The sequence below is a fragment of the Rugamonas aquatica genome (assembly GCF_009380215.1).
Classification (GTDB): domain Bacteria; phylum Pseudomonadota; class Gammaproteobacteria; order Burkholderiales; family Burkholderiaceae_D; genus Rugamonas; species Rugamonas aquatica_B.
This window is the reverse complement of record NZ_WHUG01000002.1, coordinates 66969-85878: the sequence shown is the minus strand read 5'-3', so window position 1 is coordinate 85878 and position 18910 is coordinate 66969. Positions and strand designations below refer to the sequence as shown.

The following is an 18910-nucleotide window of genomic DNA, read 5'->3' as shown; positions in this document are numbered from 1 at the left end:
CTGGGGATTGAAAACTGCGGTTTTAATATAAATAGTTTAGAAAAATAAGCTTAAAAATTACCCAAGAACCATTCTTTCATGCGCTGCCATACTGCCTTCACCGAACCATCCTGCCGCGTAACGATATGGCCACGCAGGTACTGCTTTTTCGCTTCCAACAACAGGCCAAGCACGGTCGCGTAGCGCGGACTGCGCACCACGTCGGCCAGCTGGCCACGGTAGTCCGGCGTGCCAAGGCGCGCCGGCTTGAGGAATATGTCTTCCGCCATCTCGACCATGCCCGGCATGATCGCGGTGCCGCCGGTCAGCACGATGCCCGAGGACAGCACGCCTTCGTAGCCGGACTCGCGCACCACCTGGTGCACCATGGCGAACAGCTCTTCGACGCGCGGCTCGATCACGGCGGCCAGCGCCTGGCGCGACAGGTTGCGCGGACCGCGGTCGCCCAGGCCCGGCACTTCCAGCGTCTCGCCCGGATCGGCCAGCACCTGCTTGGCCACGCCGTAGCGGATTTTGATCTCTTCCGCTTCCGAGGTCGGGGTGCGCAGCGCCATCGCGATGTCGTTGGTGATCTGGTCGCCGGCGATCGGGATCACGGCCGTGTGGCGGATCGCGCCGTCCGAGAACACCGCAACGTCGGTGGTGCCGCCGCCGATGTCGATCAGCACCACGCCCAGTTCTTTTTCATCGGGCGTCAGCACGGCGTCGGCCGATGCCATCGGTTGCAGGATCAGGTCCGACACTTCGAGGCCGCAACGGCGCACGCACTTGACGATGTTCTGCACCGCCGACACGGCGCCGGTGACGATATGGACTTTGACTTCCAGGCGGATGCCGCTCATGCCGATCGGTTCGCGCACGTCTTCCTGGCTGTCGACGATGAATTCCTGCGGTACCGTATGCAGCAGCTGCTGGTCGGTCGGGATGTTAACCGCTTTTGCCGTTTCGATGACGCGCGCCACGTCGGTGGCCGTGACTTCCTTGTCCTTGATGGCCACCATGCCGCTGGAATTGAAGCTGCGGATATGGCTGCCCGCGATGCCGGCGTAGACATTGCGGATCTTGCAGTCGGCCATCAGCTCCGCCTCTTCCAGCGCGCGCTGGATCGATTCGACGGTCGCTTCGATGTTGACCACCACGCCCTTCTTCAGGCCTTTCGATTCGTGCTGGCCGAGCCCGATCACCTCGTGGCGTCCATCGCCCATCACCTCGGCCACCACGGCCACCACTTTGGAGGTGCCGATGTCGAGGCCAACGATCAGGTTTTTCGCGTCTTTAGTCATTTATCCCTGCCTACTGTATTTTTTTCTTCACGATCGGTTTTGGCTTGGCTCCCTCGGCCGGAATCTTCAATCCCGTCGCGCTCAGGGCCAGCCCATTCTGGTACCGCATATCGATGGTCTCGATGTTGGGCAAGTGCTCCACCAACTGCGGATAAATGCCCATCAAACGGTCCACCCTTTCCTTCAACGTGGTGCTGGTCTGTTCCCGCCCCAGCGCCACGCTCATGCCGTTATTCAGCCGCACCGTCCATGCATAGCGTCCCGACAGCGACAACGACTCGGGCACCAGCTTGAGCGGCGCGAACCAGGTGCGCAGCTCGTCGTAACGCGACAGTACTTCCTTCTCGCTGCCTTCCGGTCCATCGAACTCCGGCAGCGTGTGATCCTCTTCCGCTTCGGCCAGGTTGGCGGTGAACACATCGCCCTTGGTCGACAGCAGCTTGCCATCCTCGCCCCACGTGCCCAGCGCCTCATGCTCTTCCAGCGCCACGATCAGCTGGTCCGGCCATTCGCGGCGCACCGTTGCGCGGCGCACCCAGGGCACCGATTCAAACGCCTGGCGTACCGCATCCAGATTCGTCGTGAAGAAGTTACCCTTGATGCGGCCCAACGCGTTGCTGCGCAGCGTCAGGTGATTCACATGCTTTAACTCGTCCTGCCCGATCGTCTCGATACGGATGGTGCGCAGGTTGAACATCGGCCGTTGCGCTACCCACCACACGCCTGCGGCGATGGATGCCAATACCGTCAAGGCGAAAATGCCACTGGCGGTCGCATTCAAAGCTTTAGCGTCTTGCCACATCCTGTTACTTAACCCTTCATCTTCAAGCGCGCCGTGCGCAGGATTTCCACGCACAGGTCTTCATAGCTGATGCCTTCCGCGCGCGCCGCCATCGGCACCAGCGAGTGCCCGGTCATGCCGGGCGAGGTGTTCACCTCCAGCAGGAACGGTTTCTGATCGCTTTCGCGCAGCAGGAAGTCGACCCGGCCCCAGCCCTCGCAGCCGATGGCGCGATAGGCCAGCACGGCCAGGCGCTGCATCTCCTGCGTCAGCGCTTCCGGCAGCACGGCCGGGCAGAAGTACTGGGTGTCGTCGGTGAAGTACTTGTTCTGGTAATCGTAATTGCCTTGCGGGGCCACGATCTCCACCACCGGCAGCGGACGCGCATTGGCGCCCGAACCCAGCATGGCAACCGTGAACTCGCGGCCGGTGACGAATTCCTCGGCCAGCACCGTGTCGTCCAGCGCGGCGGCGATATCGAAGGCGGCCTTGAATTCATTGGCGGCGCTGACTTTTGTGATGCCGATGGTCGAGCCTTCGTGCGGCGGCTTGACGATCAGCGGCAGGCCCAGGTCGGCCGCCACGGCGTCCAGGTCGGAGCCGGCGACGGCGGCCGCGCTGAGCACCGCGTAGCGCGGCGTCGGCAAGCCGGCGGCCAGCCAGACGATCTTGGTGGTGATCTTGTCCATGCCCACCGAGCTGGCCATCACGCCGCTGCCGGTGTACGGAATGCCCAGCAGTTCCAGCGCGCCCTGCAGGCTGCCGTCTTCGCCGAAGCGGCCGTGCAGCGCGATGAACACGCGGTCGAATTTTTCGGCGGCCAGTTCGGCCAGCGTGCGGACGCCGGTGTCGAACAGGTGGGCGTCCACGCCCTTGCTTTGCAGGGCCTTCAGCACGCCGTTGCCGGACATGATGGACACGTCGCGCTCGGCGGAACGACCGCCGTACAGCACGCCGACTTTGCCGAAAGCTTTTGCGTCAACAGGAGTAAGGTGATTCACTTTCAGACCTTAGTATAGTTAGTCAGTTTGGCAGGGACGCCGCTGATCGAGCCTGCGCCCATGGTCATGACGACGTCGCCGTCGCGTACCACACCCATGATGGTTTCCGGCATATCGCCGATCGCCTCAACAAAAATCGGTTCGGTCTTGCCGCGTGCGCGCAATGCATGCGCCAGCGCGCGGCCGTCTGCGGCCACGATAGGCGCTTCGCCGGCGGCGTAGACTTCCGCCAGCACCAGCACGTCGACGGTGCCCAGCACCTTGACGAAATCTTCAAACAGGTCGCGCGTGCGGCTGTAGCGGTGCGGCTGGAAGGCCAGCACCAGGCGGCGGCCCGGATAGGCGGCGCGCGCGGCGGCGGTGGTGACGTCCATCTCCAGCGGGTGGTGGCCGAAGTCGTCCACCAGCGTGAACGTGCCACCGCCTGGAATGGCGACATCGCCGTATTTGGTGAAGCGGCGGCCGACGCCGGCAAAGGCGGCCAGGCCGGCTTGCGTGTCCTTGTCTTCGATGCCGATCTCGCGGGCGATGGCGATGGCCGAACAGGCGTTCTGCACGTTGTGCAGGCCTGGCTGGTTCAGCACCACGTCCAGGTCAGGATAGCCTTCCTGGATCACGGTGAAGTGCATCTCGACGCCGACGGCGCGGGCGTTCACGGCGCGCACTTCGGCTTCTTCGTGGAAGCCGTAGGTGGTCACGGGCTTGGTCACCTGCGGCAGGATGGCGCGTACATGCGGATCGTCGATGCACAGCATGGCGCGGCCGTAGAACGGCAGGCGGTGCGTGAAGTTGACGAAGGCCTGCTTGAGCTTTTCGAAATCGTGCTCGTAGGTTTCCATGTGGTCGGCGTCGATGTTGGTGATCACTTCGATCATCGGCGTCAGGTTCAGGAAGGAGGCATCCGATTCATCGGCTTCGGCCACCAGGTACTCGCCGGTACCCAGCTTGGCGTTGGCGCCGGCGGCGGTCAGGCGGCCGCCGATGACGAAGGTCGGATCGAGGCCGCCCTGCGCCAGCACCGATGCGACCAGGCTGGTGGTGGTGGTCTTGCCGTGCGTGCCGGCGATGGCGATGCCGCGCTTCAGGCGCATCAACTCGCCCAGCATCACGGCGCGCGGAACGATAGGAATCTTGCGGCTGCGCGCAGCCACGACTTCAGGATTGTCCTGCTGGACGGCGGTCGAGGTGACGACGGCGTCGGCTTCGCCGATGTTGGCGGCGGCGTGGCCCTGGAATACAGTGGCGCCCATATCAGCCAGGCGCTGGGTGACGGCGTTGCTGCCCAGGTCCGAACCGGACACGGTATAGCCGAGCGTCAGCAGCACTTCGGCGATGCCGCTCATGCCGCTGCCGCCGATGCCGACGAAGTGAATATTCTGTACTTTGTGTTTCACGATTTAATTCTCATGCTAGTTGTTCCAATACGGCCGCGATAGCGTCGTTCGCATCGCGTTTTCCGACGCCGCGCGCCGCCATTGCCATGGTCTGGCAGGCGCCGCGGGTCAGCGTTTCCAACAGCGTCGCCACACTCTGCGCGCTCATTTCCGATTGCGGCATGTGGATCGCCGCGTTTTGTTTCGCCATCCACTGCGCGTTGTCGCGCTGGTGGCTGGTGGTCGATGCGACCAGAGGCACCAGCACGCTGGCCACGCCGGCTGCGGTCAGCTCCGACACGGTGATGGCGCCGGCGCGGCAGATCACCACGTCGGCATGGCTGTAGGCGACCGCCATGTCGTCGATGAAGTCGACCACATTGGCTTCCACGCCCGCCTGCGCATACGCCGCACGCAGCGCATCGATGTTCTTCTTGCCCGACTGGTGCGTCACCTGCGGACGCTGCGCGGCCGGGATCAGCGCCAGCGCGGCCGGCAGGTTATCGTTCAGCGCTTTCGCGCCCAGGCTGCCGCCCACCACCAGGATGCGCAGCGGACCTTCGCGGCCGAAGAAACGCAGGTCCGGCGTGGCCATGTCCAGGATCTCCTTGCGCACCGGGTTGCCGGTGACGACGGCCTTGCTGGCGGCCTTGCCGAAGTTGGCCGGGAAGCCGAAGCACACGCGCTCAGCGAACGGCACCAGCGTCTTATTCGACAGCAGCAGCGCGGCGTCGGCATTGACCAGTACCAGCGGAACGCCGCGCAGGCGCGCCATCAGGCCGCCCGGCACGGTGACGTAGCCACCCATGCCCAGCACCACGTCCGGCTTGCGGCTGCCGATGTAGCCGAAGCAGGCGGCGAAGGCCTTGACCATCTTCAGTGCGCCGCCCAGCGAGTGCTTGATGCCCTTGCCGCGCATGCCGGTGAAGTCGATGCTGTCCATCGCGATGCCGTGCTTGGGCACCAGCTCCTGCTCCATGCCGGCGGCGGTACCCAGCCACGTTACTTCCCAGCCGCGCGCGCGCAGCGTCTGCGCGATCGCCAGGCCGGGGAAAATGTGGCCGCCGGTGCCGGCTGCCATAATCATCAATCGTTTCATAATCTGCCACCACGCATCAGAACCCGGTTCTCGTAGTCGATCCGGAGCAGGATCGCGAGTCCGACGCAGTTAATCACTACACCCGTGCCGCCATAGCTCATCAGCGGCAAGGTCAAGCCCTTGGTCGGCAGCAGGCCAAGGTTGACACCCATGTTAATAAACGTCTGCACACCGATCCAGATGCCGATGCCCTTGGCCGTCAGGCCGGCAAAGGTCTGGTCGATGGCGATGGCCTGGCGGCCGATATCGAAGGCGCGCTTGATAAGCCAGTAGAACAGCGCGATCACCACCAGCACGCCGGCCAGGCCGAGTTCTTCGCCGATCACCGCCAGCAGGAAGTCGGTATGCGCTTCCGGCAGGTAGTGCAGCTTTTCCACGCTGCCGCCCAGGCCAACGCCGAAAATCTCGCCGCGCCCGAAAGCGATCAGCGAGTGGGTCAGCTGGTAAGCCTTGTTCAATGCATTGTCTTCTTCCCACGGGTTCAGGTAGGCGAAGTAGCGCTCGCGGCGGAACTTCGACAGCGCGATGATGGAGCCGAAGATCACCACCAGCACCGCGCCGATGCCGCCGAACCAGATGGCGTTGATCCCGCCCAGGAACAGGATGCCCATGGCGATGCAGACGATCACGCCGAAGGCGCCCAGGTCAGGTTCGAGCAGCAGCAACAGGCCGACGAAGCCGACCGCCGCCGCCATCGGCATGAAGCCCTTGGTCAGCTTGTGCATGTATTCCTGTTTGCGCACGGTGTAGTCGGCGGCGTACAGCACGGCGACCACTTTCATCAGCTCCGACGGCTGCACGTTGAATACCTTGAGCGACAGCCAGCGGCGGCCGCCGTTGACCACCACGCCGAGGCCGGGGATCAGCACCATCACCAGCAGCACCAGGGTGCCGATGAACAGGTACGGCGCGGCCTTCTGCAGGTCGCAGATGCGGATGCGGAACACGAACAGGCCGGCCAGCAGCGAGACGCCGATGAACATCGCCTGCCGTTGCAGGAAGTAGGTGTTCTGCCAGCGGACGTAGTTGGCGAACTTCGGCGAATCCGGCAGCGAGATCGAGGCCGAGTACACCATCACCATCCCGAGCAGCATCAAGAGCAGCGTGACCCAGACCAGCGGCTGGTCGTATTCCATCATCTTCGATTGCCGCGCGCGGCTGTCCATCGACGGTGGCGTCGACTTGTCAGCAAAGCGGAACGGCATCTGGAAGGCCATCAGAGCTCCTGTCCTGCGTCAAGGGCGATCTCGCGCACGGTGTCGATGAACACCTGGGCGCGATGCGCGTAGTTCTTGAACATGTCCATGCTGGCGCAGGCCGGGGACAGCAGCACGGCGTCGCCGGCTTGCGCCAGTTCGCTGGCGCGCTTGACGGCTTGCGGCAGGTCGGTGCCGCAGTCTTCCAGCTCAACGCCGGACGGCGCCAGCGCGGCGCGCAGCTGCGGCGCGTCGCGTCCGATCAGCAGCACGGCGCGCACGTAGCGCGATACCGGTTCGGCCAGCGGCGTGAAGTCCTGGCCCTTGCCGTCGCCCCCCATGATGACCACCAGGCGCTGGTTGGCGCCGGTGAAGGCCTTGCCCAAGCCGTTCAAGGCGGCCACGGTGGCGCCGACATTGGTGCCCTTGCTGTCGTCGTAGTATTCGACGTCGTTGATGGCGCTGACCAGTTCCACACGGTGCGGCTGGCCGCGATACTCGCGCAGGCCGTGCAGCAACGGCGCCAGTGGCAGGTCGATGGCGCGGCACAGGGCCAGCGCGGCCAGCGCGTTGGCGGCGTTGTGCACGCCGCGGATTTGCAGCGCGTCGGCCGGCATCAGGTTCTTGACCATGCATTCAACCGGTGGCGGCGGCGGATCGTTCTTCTTGCGTTTCTTGGGTTCGCCCTCTTCCTCGGCCGGTACGGCGGTGGCGAGCCACAGCACGCCGCGTTCGCTGTTCAGGCCCAGGTCATCGCGCAGGGTCGGCGCGTCGGTGCCGAAGGTGACGTTCTGGCCGGTGGCGCTGGCCATGCGCATCACGGTGGCGTCGTCGCGGTTCAATACGCGTACGGTGTCGGCGGCGAAGATGCGGTGTTTGGCGGCGGCGTAGGACGGCATGTCGCCGTGCCAGTCCAGGTGGTCCTGGGTCACGTTCAAGACGGTGGCGGCGTCGGCTTCCAGCGTGAAGGTGGTTTGCAGCTGGAAGGACGACAGCTCCAGCACCCACACTTCCGGCAGCGTGCCGGCGTCCATTACGTCGCGCAGCACGTCGAGCGCGGCGGGGCTGATGTTGCCGGCGACGCGCACGGTCTTGCCGGCGCGTTCGCACAGCTGGCCCACCAGCGTGGTGACGGTGGTTTTGCCGTTGGTGCCGGTGATGGCGATGATCTTCGGCGTGTAGCCGCGTTCCTGTTCCAGCGACTCCAGCGCCTGTGCGAACAGTTCGATCTCGCCCCAAACCGGCACGCCGGCGGCGGCGGCGGCCGGTGCGATCTCGGCCAGTTCGCGGTACGGCGCCAGGCCCGGGCTGACGGCGACCATGTCGACGCCGTCCAGCAGCGCAGGATCGAATGAACCCGAAGCGAACGGGCCAGCGACGAATTCCGCATCCGGCACGGCCAGGCGCAGCGCCGGCAGGCGCTCGGGCGTTTCACGGGTATCGGCCACGCGCACGCGCGCGCCGCTGCGGGCGAGCCACAGCGCCATCGCCAGACCGGATTCACCCAGTCCCAGTACCAGTGCGTTTTTGCCTTCGTAGATCATCAGCGCAGTTTCAACGTAGAGAGTCCGACCAGCACCAGCATCATCGTGATAATCCAGAAGCGCACGACGACCTGGGTCTCTTTCCAGCCTTTTTGTTCAAAGTGGTGGTGCAAGGGCGCCATCAGGAACACGCGGCGGCCGACGCCGAAGCGCTTCTTGGTGATCTTGAACCAGCCCACCTGGATAATCACCGACACCGTCTCGGCGACGAAGATGCCGCCCATGATGAACAGGACGATTTCCTGGCGCACGATGACGGCGATGGTGCCCAGCGCGCCGCCCAGCGCCAGTGCGCCGACGTCGCCCATGAACACCTGTGCCGGGTGGGTGTTAAACCACAGGAAGGCCAGGCCCGCGCCGGCCAGCGCGCCGCAGAAGATAATCAGTTCGCCAGCGCCGGGAATGTGCGGGATGAACAGGTACTTCGAATACGTGGCGCTACCGGTCAGGTAAGCGAACAGGCCGAGCGCGGAGCCGACCATAATCGTCGGCATGATCGCCAGGCCATCCAGGCCGTCCGTGAAGTTAACGGCGTTGCTGGTGCCGACGATGACACAGTAGGTCAGCGCGATGAAGCCCCACACACCCAGCGGGTAGCTGATGGTCTTGAAGAACGGCACGATCAGATCGGCCTTCGGTGGCAGGTCCATCGAGAAGCCCGACTGTACCCAGGCGAAGAACAGCTCGAACACCTTGCCGGCGTTGGGCGCGGACACCGAGAACGCCAGGTAGAGCGCGGCGCCGATGCCGACCAGCGACTGCCAAAAGTACTTTTCCGCCGAGCGCATGCCTTCAGGATCCTGGCGCACCACCTTGCGGTAGTCGTCGACCCAGCCGACGGCGCCGAAGCCCAGCGTGACGATCAGCACCGGCCAGATCAGGCGGTTCGACAGGTCGCACCACAGCAGCGTGGACACGCCGATGGCGATCAGCAGCAGCACGCCGCCCATGGTCGGGGTGCCGTGTTTTTTCAAGTGGGTCTGCGGACCGTCGGTACGCACGGCCTGGCCGTACTTCATGGCGGTCAGTTTGCGGATCACGGCCGGGCCGGCCGACAGGCCGATCAGCAGCGCGGTCGCGGTGGCGAACACCGCGCGGAAGGTGATGAAATTGAAGACCCGGAGTGGCCCGAGGTCCTGCTGAAAATACTGAGCGAGCCAGAGCAGCATGATTAGTGACTTTCCTTGTTAGCTTGTTGCGATCCAATCAAATGCTGCACGACCCGTTCCATTTTCATGAAGCGGGAGCCCTTGATTAATACGGTTGCATCCGGCGTGACGGCTGCTTCGACAGCAGCCAGCAAATCGCCGAAGTTTTCAAAATGACGGATGGCGTCTCCACTCATGTGGGAGGCCAGCTCGCCGGTTGCCAGCACCTGTTCGATGCCTTTGGTCTGCGCATACGCGCCGATTTCTTCGTGAAACTCGCGGCCCTGGGTGCCGACTTCGCCCATGTCGCCCAGCACCAGCACGCGCGGGGCGGCGGCCTTGGACAGCACGTCGATGGCGGCGCGCACCGAGTCCGGGTTAGCGTTGTAGCTGTCGTCGATGACGACGGCGCCGTTGGCCGCAGCCTTCTTTTGCAGGCGGCCGTTGACCGGCGCAAAGGTGTCGAGGCCCAGTTTGATCTTGTCCAGCGCGATGCCGGCGGCGTACGTGCAAGCCACGGCGGCCAGCGCGTTGCGCACATTGTGTTCGCCGGCCGCTTGCAGGTTGACGAAGAACTGTTCTGGTTCAGCGTCGCCTTCGCGAATGGTGACGAACATCTCGTTGCCGAAATCGTTGGCGCGGAAGGTGCAGCTTACTTCCGCATCCTTGGTCAGGCCGAAGCGCAGCACATGGCGGCCGGCCGACAGTTCTTCCCAAATAGGCGTGAACTCATCGCCATGCGGGAACACGGCCACGCCGTCGGCGGCCAGGCTGGCCAGCACTGCGCCGTTTTCGCGCGCCACCGCTTCCACGGTGTGCATGAATTCTTGGTGTTCGCGCTGGGCGTTGTTGACCATGGCGATGGTCGGTGCGGCGATGGCGCTCAGGCGGCCGATCTCGCCGGGATGGTTCATACCCAGTTCCACCACGGCCGACTGCTGCTGCGCGTCCATGCGGAACAGCGTCAATGGCACGCCGATTTCGTTATTCAGGTTGCCGCGTGTGGCCAGGCGGCCTTCTTCGCCGTGGGCTGCTGCCAGGATGGCGGCGATCATTTCCTTGACCGTGGTCTTGCCGTTGCTGCCGGTGACGCCGATGACGGGCATGGCGAACTGGCGGCGCCAGTAGTTGGCGATCTGGCCCAGGGCCACCAGCGTGTTCGGTACGACGATGGCGACGATGCCGGTCGATGCGGTCCAGCCTTCCGGCAGTTCTTCAACAACGACAGCGGCGACACCCTTCTCCGCGACTTGCGCGAGGAAGTTGTGGGCGTCGAAAACCTCGCCGCGCAAGGCGACGAACAGCGAACCTGCGGCTACGCTACGGCTGTCGGTGGAGACGCCGTCAAATACAATTTCACCGGAGCCAATCAGCTTGGCGCCGGACACAGAAGGCAGAATCTGTGCGAGTGCTGCACGCATCAATTCGTCCTCATCATGGTTAAGCGGGCCGACAGCGCCAGCTGCGCGTGGTCGGCGTCGGAGAATGGCAGTTTCTTGCCCTTGATTTCCTGATACGGCTCGTGGCCTTTACCAGCCAGCAGGATCACGTCCGGCTTGCCGGCGTGCTTGATCGCGGACAGGATGGCGGCGGCGCGGTCGTCCAGCGTCTGCACCGTCGATGCAGGGTTGTTGCGGTCCATGCCGGCGACGATCTGCTCGATGATCGAGTGCGGATCTTCGCTGCGCGGGTTGTCGCTGGTGACCAGCACGTGGTCGGCCATCTGCGCGATCTTGCCCATCTGCGGGCGCTTGCCCGGATCGCGGTCGCCGCCGCAGCCGAACACGCACCACAGCTGGCCGCCACGGTCGGTGGCCACCGGGCGCAGCGCGGCCAGGGTTTTTTCCAGCGCGTCCGGCGTGTGTGCGTAGTCGATGACGATCATCGGCGCATCCTGGCCGCCGACCTGCTGCATGCGGCCCGGGGCCGGCAGCAGCGCTTCGACCGCTTCGATGGCGGCGCGCAGGCCCAGGCCCTTGGCCAGCATCGCGCCCATCACGCCCAGCGCGTTGCTGATGTTGAAGTTGCCGACCAAATGCGTCTTGACCAGCGCCACGCCCAGCGCGCACTCCAGGTGGAATTCGGTGCCGGCGTTGCGGCTGCTGCGGAACTGGCTGGCGCGCAGCATCAGCACACCCGGGATGTCCGGGCGCGCGGTGGCGTCGTGCAGCGTGTAGCCGATCAGCGGAATCGCACCACCCAGCGGCGCTTTCGCCTGCAGATGGGCGATCAGGCGCAGGCCCATCGGGTCGTCCAGGTTGACCACCGCCGTCTTCAGTCCGGGCCAGTCGAACAGCTTGGTCTTGGCGGCCTCGTAGGCCTCCATCGTGCCGTGGTAGTCCAGGTGGTCGCGGGTCAGGTTGGTGAACAACGCGACATCGAAATGCATGCCGGCCACGCGGCCCTGCTCAAGTCCGATGGACGATACTTCGATCGCCAGCGCGGCGGCGCCCTGCTCGCGCAGGCCAGCCAGCGTGCGCGCCAGCAGCACGGCGTCCGGCGTGGTGTAGCCGGTGACGTCGTATTCGACATCGCCGCGTGCGCGGAACAGGCCCACGCCCAGCGTGCCGATGACGGCGGCCGGCTCGGCGCCACGCGACAGCGCGTGGCCCAGCCAGACGGCGCTGGAGGTCTTGCCGTTGGTGCCGGTGACGCCGACGGTGAACATGGCCGCATCCGGCTGCTCGTAGAAAGCGTGGGCGATCACGCCGGCATGGCGCTTGAGCTGTTCGACGGTGAGGTAAGGCACGGCCCAGCTGTCGTTCCAGGTGAAGCCTGCAGGGTCGAGCACCACCAGCGCGGCGCCCTGCTCGATGGCGCTCTCGATGAAGCTGCGGCCGTCGCCGGCATCGCCGGGATAGGCAAAAAACACATCGCCCGGCTTGATGCGGCGCGAATCCGAAGCCAGCTGCGCGGACGGCGTCAGCTTGCGGATGGCGGCGGCAACGGCCAAGGGGTCGAAGTTAGAAGTCGTCACATTTTCTCCTGTGCTGCATTATCAGGAATGATGATATGGGTAAGGGTTGAATCGGGCGTGATGTTCTTGGCGCGCAGCGCGTTGGCGGCCAGCGCAGAGAACACGGGGCCTGCCACGTCGCCGCCGACGTGCACCGGTCCACCCGGTTCGTCGATCATGACGGCGATGATGAAGCGCGGGTTCGACATCGGCGCCATGCCGACGAAGTTGCCGATGTATTTGGTTTGCGAGTAGCGGCCGTTCATGAACTTCTGCGCGGTGCCGGTCTTGCCGCCCACGCGGTAGCCAGGCACCTGGGCCTTGACGGCCGAACCGCCAGGCAGCGTGACCATCTCCAGCATCTCGCGCATCTCGGCAGCGGTTTTGGCGCTGACCACCGGCGTGCCGTGCGGCGCTTCCGTCACTTTCTGGAACGACAGCGGGATGATGTCGCCGTCGCGGGCGAAGATCATGTAGGCGCGCGCCAGCTGGATCAGCGATACCGAGATACCCTGGCCGAAGCTCATATTCGCTTGTTCGATCGGACGCCACGATTTGTACGGACGCACGCGGCCGGCCACGGCGCCGGGGAAGCCCCACTTGGGCTGCTGGCCGAAACCGACCTTGGTGAACATCTCCCACATTTCCTGCGGCGGCATGCTCAGCGCGATCTTAGAGGTGCCGATGTTGGACGACTTCTGGATGATGGTCTGGACGTCGATCAGGTAGTGCGGGTGGGTGTCGTGGACCACGTGGTCGGCGATCACCATGGCGCCCGCGCCGGTGTCGAACATGGTGTGCGGCGTGATGCGCTTCTCGTCCAGCGCCAGGCCGACGGTGAACGGCTTGAGCGAGGAACCCGGCTCGAAGGTGTCGGTCATCACGCGGTTGCGCAGCTGTTCGCCGGTCAGCTTGGTGCGGTCGTTGGGGTTGTAGGTCGGCCAGTTGGCCAGCGCCAGCACTTCGCCGGTGTGCACATCCAGCACGATGGCGGCGCCTGCCTTGGCGTGGAACTTCTCCACCGATTCCTTCACCTGCGTGAAAGCGATGTACTGAAGCTTGCTGTCGATCGACAGCGTCAAGTCCTTGCCGTCGTGCGGCTCGCGCACCGATTCGATGTCCTCGACGATGTGGCCCAGGCGGTCCTTGATGACGCGGCGGCTACCTGGCTGGCCCACCAGCGTTTTCTGCTGCGCCAGTTCCATCGATTCCTGGCCAGCGTCTTCGACGTTGGTGAAGCCCACCACGTGGGTCGTCACTTCGCCCTGCGGGTAGAAGCGCTTGTATTCCTTGCGGGTCTGGATGCCGTCGATACCCAGCTTGGTGATCTGGTCGGCCACGTCCTGCTCGACCTGGCGCTTCAGGTAGACGAAGCCGCGGTCGGAGTCGAGTTTCTTTTGCAGGTCGGCGTTGCTCATATCGAGCAGCTTGGCCAGCTCTTTCAATTTGGCCGGCGGCGCTTCCTGGACGTCGTCCGGAATCGCCCAGATGGCCTTGACCGGCACCGACGACGCCAGCACCTGGCCATCGCGGTCGGTGATCTTGCCGCGCGTGGCCGGCAGGTCCAGCGTGCGGGCGTAGCGGATCTCGCCCTGCTTTTGCAGGAACTGGGTCGACAAGCCTTGCAGCCACAGGGCGCGCGCGCCCAGGCCGGCGAAGGCGGCAAACAATACGAACAGCACCACGCGCGAACGCCAGACCGGCAGGCGTACCGCCAGCACCGGGTTCTTGGAGAACGGCACGCCCTTGGAGCGGGCTACGCGCGACGTGCTGGTATTGCTGGCGCGGCTCATTTCGATCCTTCCGGCGTCAGGTATTGCGTGCGCGCGGCGGTCAGCGGCGTCATGTTCAGGTCGCGGCGGGCGATTTCCTCGATGCGGGCGTGCTTGCCCAGCGTCGACTGGTCCAGCTGCAGCTGCGCCCATTCGATGTCGAGCTGGCGCGCCTGCGACTGCGTGCGTTCCAGTTCGATGAACAGATGGCGCGCCTGGTATTGCGCGTTCACCAGCGACAGCCCGCAGGCCACCAGCAGCGCCGTCAGCACCAGGTTGACCTTGCCGCTCATGCCGCGCCCTTCGCAGAGGTCGCAGCGCCGGAAGCCGAAAACGGCAGGCGGCGGGCGACCCGCATCACGGCCGAACGGGCGCGCGGGTTGGCGTCGATCTCGGCGTCGGACGGCTTGAACTTGGCCAGCAGTTTCAGCTCCGGCTGCGGCAGGTCGACCGCGCGGATCGGCAGGCGGCGGTCCGGCTGCTCGACATTGGCCTTGGACGCGAAGAAGCGCTTGACCATGCGGTCTTCCAGCGAGTGGAAGCTGATGATGGCGATGATGCCGCCCGGCGCCAGGCTGTTCCAGGCCTGGGTCAGACCGATCTCGAGGTCTTCAAGCTCTTTATTGATGAAAATCCGGATAGCCTGAAAGGTACGGGTGGCCGGGTCCTTGCCCTTTTCCCGAGTCTTGACCGCGCCTGCCACGATGCCGGCAAGCTGTCGTGTGGTTGAAATTGGCTCGACTGCCCTGCGAGCAACAATCGCCTTTGCAATCTGAAAAGCAAACCGTTCTTCCCCATATTCCTTGATCACCTTTTCCAGTGTCTGTTCAGTTTCTGTGGCGAGCCACTCCGCCGCCGACATGCCGCGTGTGGTATCCATACGCATGTCGAGCGGGCCGTCGTTGCGGAAGCTGAAGCCGCGCGCGGCATCGTCCACCTGCGGCGACGAGATGCCCAGGTCGAGCAAAATACCGTCGGCCTGCGCCACGCCGCGTTCGGCCAGCGCCGCGTGCATGGTGGCGAAGCTGTCGTGGACGATGGTGAAGCGCGGGTCCTTGATCTGCTCGGCGGTGGCGATCGCCTGCAGGTCTTTGTCGAAGGCGATCAGGCGCGCGTTGGCGCCCAGTTTGGACAGGATCAGGCGCGAGTGGCCGCCGCGGCCGAACGTGCCGTCGACGTAGACGCCGTCGGCGCGCGCGCCATCCAGCGCCAGCGCGTCGACCGCTTCGTCAAGCAGCACCGTCCGATGCTGAAATTCCGGCACCGATGTAGTGGTCATCACGGAGCCTTAGAAAGAGAAATTAGCGAGAACATCGGGGGTGCCGGCTTCAATCGCCTGCTGCTCTTGTTGCGCCATCTTGGCGGCATCCCAGATTTCGAAATGAGAACCCATGCCCATCATCATGACCTCGCGCTCCAGGCCGACGGCGCTGCGCAGTTCGGGCGCGATCAGGATGCGGCCGGCCGTGTCCATTTCGACGTCGGTGGCGTAGCCGAGGAAGATGCGCTGCCAGGCGCGGGCCTGCAACGGCCATTGGGAGATCTGTTGGCGGTGCTGTTCCCACACCGGGCGGGGGAACAACATGACGCAGCCGTCGGGATGGCGGGTCAGCGTGAGGCGGCCTTCGCACTGGATCGAGAGCGCGTCACGGTGCTTGGCAGGGATAGACATCCTGCCTTTGGCATCGAGATTGATTGCGGACGCGCCTTGAAACACGGGATTACCTTTACACCTCAGTAGGGTTAGCGGAGCATGATCGGCGCTTTCCGGTTTTCATCTCCCCCGCCGCTAAGTCGGGTGAAATTTCCCACAAAAAGACACTTTTTCACACAGATGCCCACTTTAGAGGAAGCAAGAATAGTGGTCAAGCGCTTTCAGGCAAACGAAACAGCGATTTTAGTAATGAAATTAAGGACTTAGCGCGATTCCTTGAAGCCGGGTAGAAATAAAATAGTCAGGTAAATTAAGTACTTATGACAAACAGTGAATGTGCTACCTCATCTGTGCACATGTGTTTGGACGCACTAAAACGGGGAAATAGAGCGAATAAAATAATTGAATTAAATGCATATAGTTGCAGGACACCAACATTGCAGTATTAAAACGGCAACAGGGGTGCGCGGGTGGCAGCGGGGGGATTTCTTGCGGCAAGTCGCGCCGGCGGCGCGCTGAGCTAGATGGAAAAACCTGGGGTCGTGCGGGGACAGCGCCACGGCGCAGGGCAACTTGTATAGACAAGTTAGCCACCGCACCGCCACGCCGCATTATACGAAATCCGTGGACGGAAATCAGGAAACGGCAGCCGGGCGGCTGCCGTTTTAAGCGCTTTCTAAGACCGTTTCAGCGCGGTTAGTCGTAGGTCGCGTACACCGTCACGCCGCTGAAGCTGGTTTTAGCCTTCAACATGATGTAGTACCAGTGGCCGGCCACCGGATTGGCGATGCTGACGTTTTCCGAGTTGCCGGCGGCGGCCGACACCATGTCGTACGACGCCACGGTCGGGTAGCGGTCCAGCGCGACGTACATGTCGGCGTCGCCGCTGCCGCCGCGGCTGAAGATCTTCACGTTGGTGGCGCCGGCCGGCACCATCAGGTAGACGTAAGCCTGGGTGGCCGAGGTCAGGCCGCCGATGCCGCAGTTCTTGCCCAGGTAGCTGGTCGAGGCGCAGGCCGGCAGTTGCGGTTCAGGCATAGGTGGCTGGCCGGCGGTGGTGGCGGCGTTGACCCAGTCGGCGAACTCGGCGTCGTAGCTGGTGCCGATGCGGGCCATAAAGCTCTGGTAGCCGCTGTAGTCGCCGATGCGGAACATGCCCAGCACGGCATCGACGTCGGCGCGGTGGCGCTCCATCATGAAGCGGGTAGCCATGTAACCCCAGCGATAGGCGCGGATCACATAATCGTTCATGCTGTAGGTGTTGCCGAAGATCTGGCTGAGGCGGTAGGTGCCGGTCTTGGTGATGTCGATCGCGACCTGGTTGTTATTCTTCAGCGACAGGTACTCGGCGATGCCTTCGATCCACCACACGGTCGGCACCGACGTGGCCTGGCCGAAATCGCCCAGCATGTCGAAGCGGCCGTCCAGGTAGTGCACATACTCGTGCTCCAGGTTCCACACCTGGAAGGTCGGACGCAGCCACGAAGCTTCGTGGGCGATGAAGCGGGCCTGGTTGCCCGGCACGTCAGGCTCGCCTTCCAGGTACATGCCGCCGTTGTCGGTGCTGATGCCGTAGATGATGGAGGCGTACTTGCTGTAGTTGGTGTAGTCGTCGAACACCACCAGTTCCAGCGAGGTGTTGTTGTCGTTGGCGACCGGAATGCGCTTGGTCTTCAGCATCTCGTGCGCGTAGTTTTCCTCGACCGCCAGCTTGTCGCAGCTGTCCTGCATCTGCGCCGGGGTCATGTCCTGGGCACGGATGCGCAGCGTCGGGCTGCACGACTTGCTGTACTTGAGGATGGCATTGGCCAGCTTGGTGGTGAAGTCGCAGGTGCCGTACTGGGCGCAGTTCTCGTTGTCGTAGTACTTGACGGCGCTGGCGGCGGCCAGCCACAGGTCGCTGTCGGCGCTGGTCAGACTGGTGGTGGCCAGCATGTTCTGCACCATCGTCTTGACGCCTGCCTTGAGCGCCGGATACTGCATGAAGCGGAATGCCTCGTTGGTCGCATCGTTGAGCTGGTAACTGTAGTCGCCACCCAGCAGAGCGGCCTTGTTGGACGTGACGAAGTTGTTCAGCGCAGTCGCATACGACAGGTCGTTCTGCACCACCGGCGCGGCGTCCGGACGGAAGTGGGAATAGAACAGCACCGTCAGCGCCGACGTGAAGCCGCCGCTGGCGCTGTTGTTGCGCAGGGCGTCGACCGCGTTCGGGTTGGCCGGGGTGTTGGTGTAGCGCTGCACCAGGGCTTTCATGCTCGGCAGGTAGAAGGCCTCGTCATGCATATTGGTAATCAGGCGCAGCGTTTCGCCGGCCGTGGTGTAGGCCACCGCGTTGGGCGCGTACAAGCGGGTGCTCTCGGCCAGCTGCTTGATCGGCGTGCGCAGCGTCGTCTTCACCGATTGCGCCGGCTGGGCGATGGTGCCGCCTTCGGCCAGGTAGTAGCCGGCGCGCAGGTACAGCGCCAGGTTGACCAGCGCCATATTGCTGGCGTTGTAGCTGCCGGCTTCCTGCGTGAAGCGGCTGGCGATGGCGCTCAGGTTGGCGTCCGAGTAGACCGTCGCGCCCTGCGCCTGCGTCAGCGAGAACAGGCCGTAAGTGCATTCGAAGTCCGGCAGGTTGACCAGGTAGTCGGCCAGCGCCGCGCCGCTGTAGGTGGCCAGCTTGGTCATGTCCTTGCATTCCGGCGTGGCGCTCAGCGGCGTCAGGCTGTTGCGCTGTTGGCGCGGCAGCAGGTCGTAGCGCGGCTTGGTGGTCGGCGCCAGCTGGTACTTCTGCTGCTCGACCGATGGCGGCAGGGTTTGGCGCTGGTGCGGCATGGGCGCCTGTTTCAGGCGGCCGTGTTTGTCTGCGGCGGGATCGCCGCCATTGTCGGCATGGGCGGTAAAGGCCAGGCTGACGGCGCATAGGCCGCCCAGATACAGGATATTCCTCGATAACGACATGTCTGCCTCTCTTCAAGATAGTTATAAGTATTCGCCGCGCGCCTTGTGGGCGGGTCGGCTGGGTGATACTAGCTTGATGAGTTTGCAAGGCATTGCGCGCACCGATGGGTGCGCGGCGGTTCGCTATATTTAAACAGCCGGGGGCGTGGGATCGGCACAG

15 protein-coding genes are annotated in these 18910 nt (G+C 64.0%); all 15 read right to left on the bottom strand.

The genetic code is table 11. From position 1 onward, the window contains the following. Positions 1-50: 50 nt before the first annotated feature. Complete coding sequence (gene ftsA / locus GEV02_RS04650) at positions 51-1283, bottom strand: cell division protein FtsA (RefSeq protein WP_008445439.1); 1233 nt, start codon at positions 1281-1283, stop codon at positions 51-53. 10 nt (positions 1284-1293) lie between these two features. Next, complete coding sequence (locus GEV02_RS04645; protein WP_152836801.1) at positions 1294-2085, bottom strand: cell division protein FtsQ/DivIB; 792 nt, start codon at positions 2083-2085, stop codon at positions 1294-1296. A gap of 8 nt (positions 2086-2093) precedes the next feature. Then, positions 2094-3065, bottom strand: a complete 972-nt coding sequence (locus GEV02_RS04640; protein WP_328595719.1) for a D-alanine--D-alanine ligase — start codon at positions 3063-3065, stop codon at positions 2094-2096. A gap of 2 nt (positions 3066-3067) precedes the next feature. Further along, positions 3068-4459 (bottom strand): UDP-N-acetylmuramate--L-alanine ligase, encoded by a 1392-nt coding sequence (murC, locus tag GEV02_RS04635; RefSeq protein ID WP_328595718.1) that lies wholly within the window; start codon positions 4457-4459, stop codon positions 3068-3070. Positions 4460-4469: 10 nt separating this feature from the next. Beyond that, a complete protein-coding gene (gene murG, locus GEV02_RS04630) occupies positions 4470-5525 on the bottom strand; it encodes an undecaprenyldiphospho-muramoylpentapeptide beta-N-acetylglucosaminyltransferase (RefSeq protein ID WP_152836799.1) in 1056 nt (351 codons plus the stop codon). Positions 5526-5533: 8 nt separating this feature from the next. After that, positions 5534-6754, bottom strand: coding sequence for a putative lipid II flippase FtsW (gene ftsW / locus GEV02_RS04625; protein ID WP_008445434.1), 1221 nt, complete (start codon positions 6752-6754; stop codon positions 5534-5536). After that, positions 6754-8277 (bottom strand): UDP-N-acetylmuramoyl-L-alanine--D-glutamate ligase, encoded by a 1524-nt coding sequence (gene murD / locus GEV02_RS04620; RefSeq protein ID WP_152836798.1) that lies wholly within the window; start codon positions 8275-8277, stop codon positions 6754-6756. The genes ftsW and murD overlap by 1 nt, the downstream gene beginning before the upstream one ends. Next, positions 8277-9446 carry a phospho-N-acetylmuramoyl-pentapeptide-transferase gene (gene mraY, locus GEV02_RS04615; protein ID WP_070267200.1) on the bottom strand — a complete coding sequence of 390 codons (1170 nt, stop codon included), beginning with the start codon at positions 9444-9446 and terminating at the stop codon, positions 8277-8279. The genes murD and mraY overlap by 1 nt, the downstream gene beginning before the upstream one ends. A 2-nt stretch (positions 9447-9448) precedes the next feature. Next, on the bottom strand, positions 9449-10846 hold the full coding sequence (locus GEV02_RS04610; protein ID WP_152836797.1) for a UDP-N-acetylmuramoyl-tripeptide--D-alanyl-D-alanine ligase: 1398 nt from the start codon (positions 10844-10846) through the stop codon (positions 9449-9451). Beyond that, complete coding sequence (locus GEV02_RS04605) at positions 10846-12402, bottom strand: UDP-N-acetylmuramoyl-L-alanyl-D-glutamate--2,6-diaminopimelate ligase (RefSeq protein ID WP_328595717.1); 1557 nt, start codon at positions 12400-12402, stop codon at positions 10846-10848. Before GEV02_RS04605 ends, GEV02_RS04610 begins: the two co-directional genes overlap by 1 nt. Continuing rightward, the gene (locus GEV02_RS04600) at positions 12399-14174 is read right to left on the bottom strand and encodes a peptidoglycan D,D-transpeptidase FtsI family protein (protein ID WP_152836796.1); all 1776 of its coding nucleotides are present in this window, start codon (positions 14172-14174) and stop codon (positions 12399-12401) included. The genes GEV02_RS04605 and GEV02_RS04600 overlap by 4 nt, the downstream gene beginning before the upstream one ends. Then, the gene (gene ftsL, locus GEV02_RS04595) at positions 14171-14446 is read right to left on the bottom strand and encodes a cell division protein FtsL (protein ID WP_152836795.1); all 276 of its coding nucleotides are present in this window, start codon (positions 14444-14446) and stop codon (positions 14171-14173) included. Before ftsL ends, GEV02_RS04600 begins: the two co-directional genes overlap by 4 nt. Next, positions 14443-15432: a 16S rRNA (cytosine(1402)-N(4))-methyltransferase RsmH gene (gene rsmH / locus GEV02_RS04590; protein ID WP_152836794.1), complete on the bottom strand. Its 990-nt coding sequence runs from the start codon at positions 15430-15432 to the stop codon at positions 14443-14445. The genes ftsL and rsmH overlap by 4 nt, the downstream gene beginning before the upstream one ends. A 9-nt stretch (positions 15433-15441) precedes the next feature. Continuing rightward, positions 15442-15870, bottom strand: a complete 429-nt coding sequence (gene mraZ / locus GEV02_RS04585) for a division/cell wall cluster transcriptional repressor MraZ (protein ID WP_008445413.1) — start codon at positions 15868-15870, stop codon at positions 15442-15444. A gap of 633 nt (positions 15871-16503) precedes the next feature. Continuing rightward, a complete protein-coding gene (locus GEV02_RS04580; protein WP_152836792.1) occupies positions 16504-18750 on the bottom strand; it encodes a M9 family metallopeptidase in 2247 nt (748 codons plus the stop codon). Between the last annotated feature and the right edge of the window lie 160 nt (positions 18751-18910).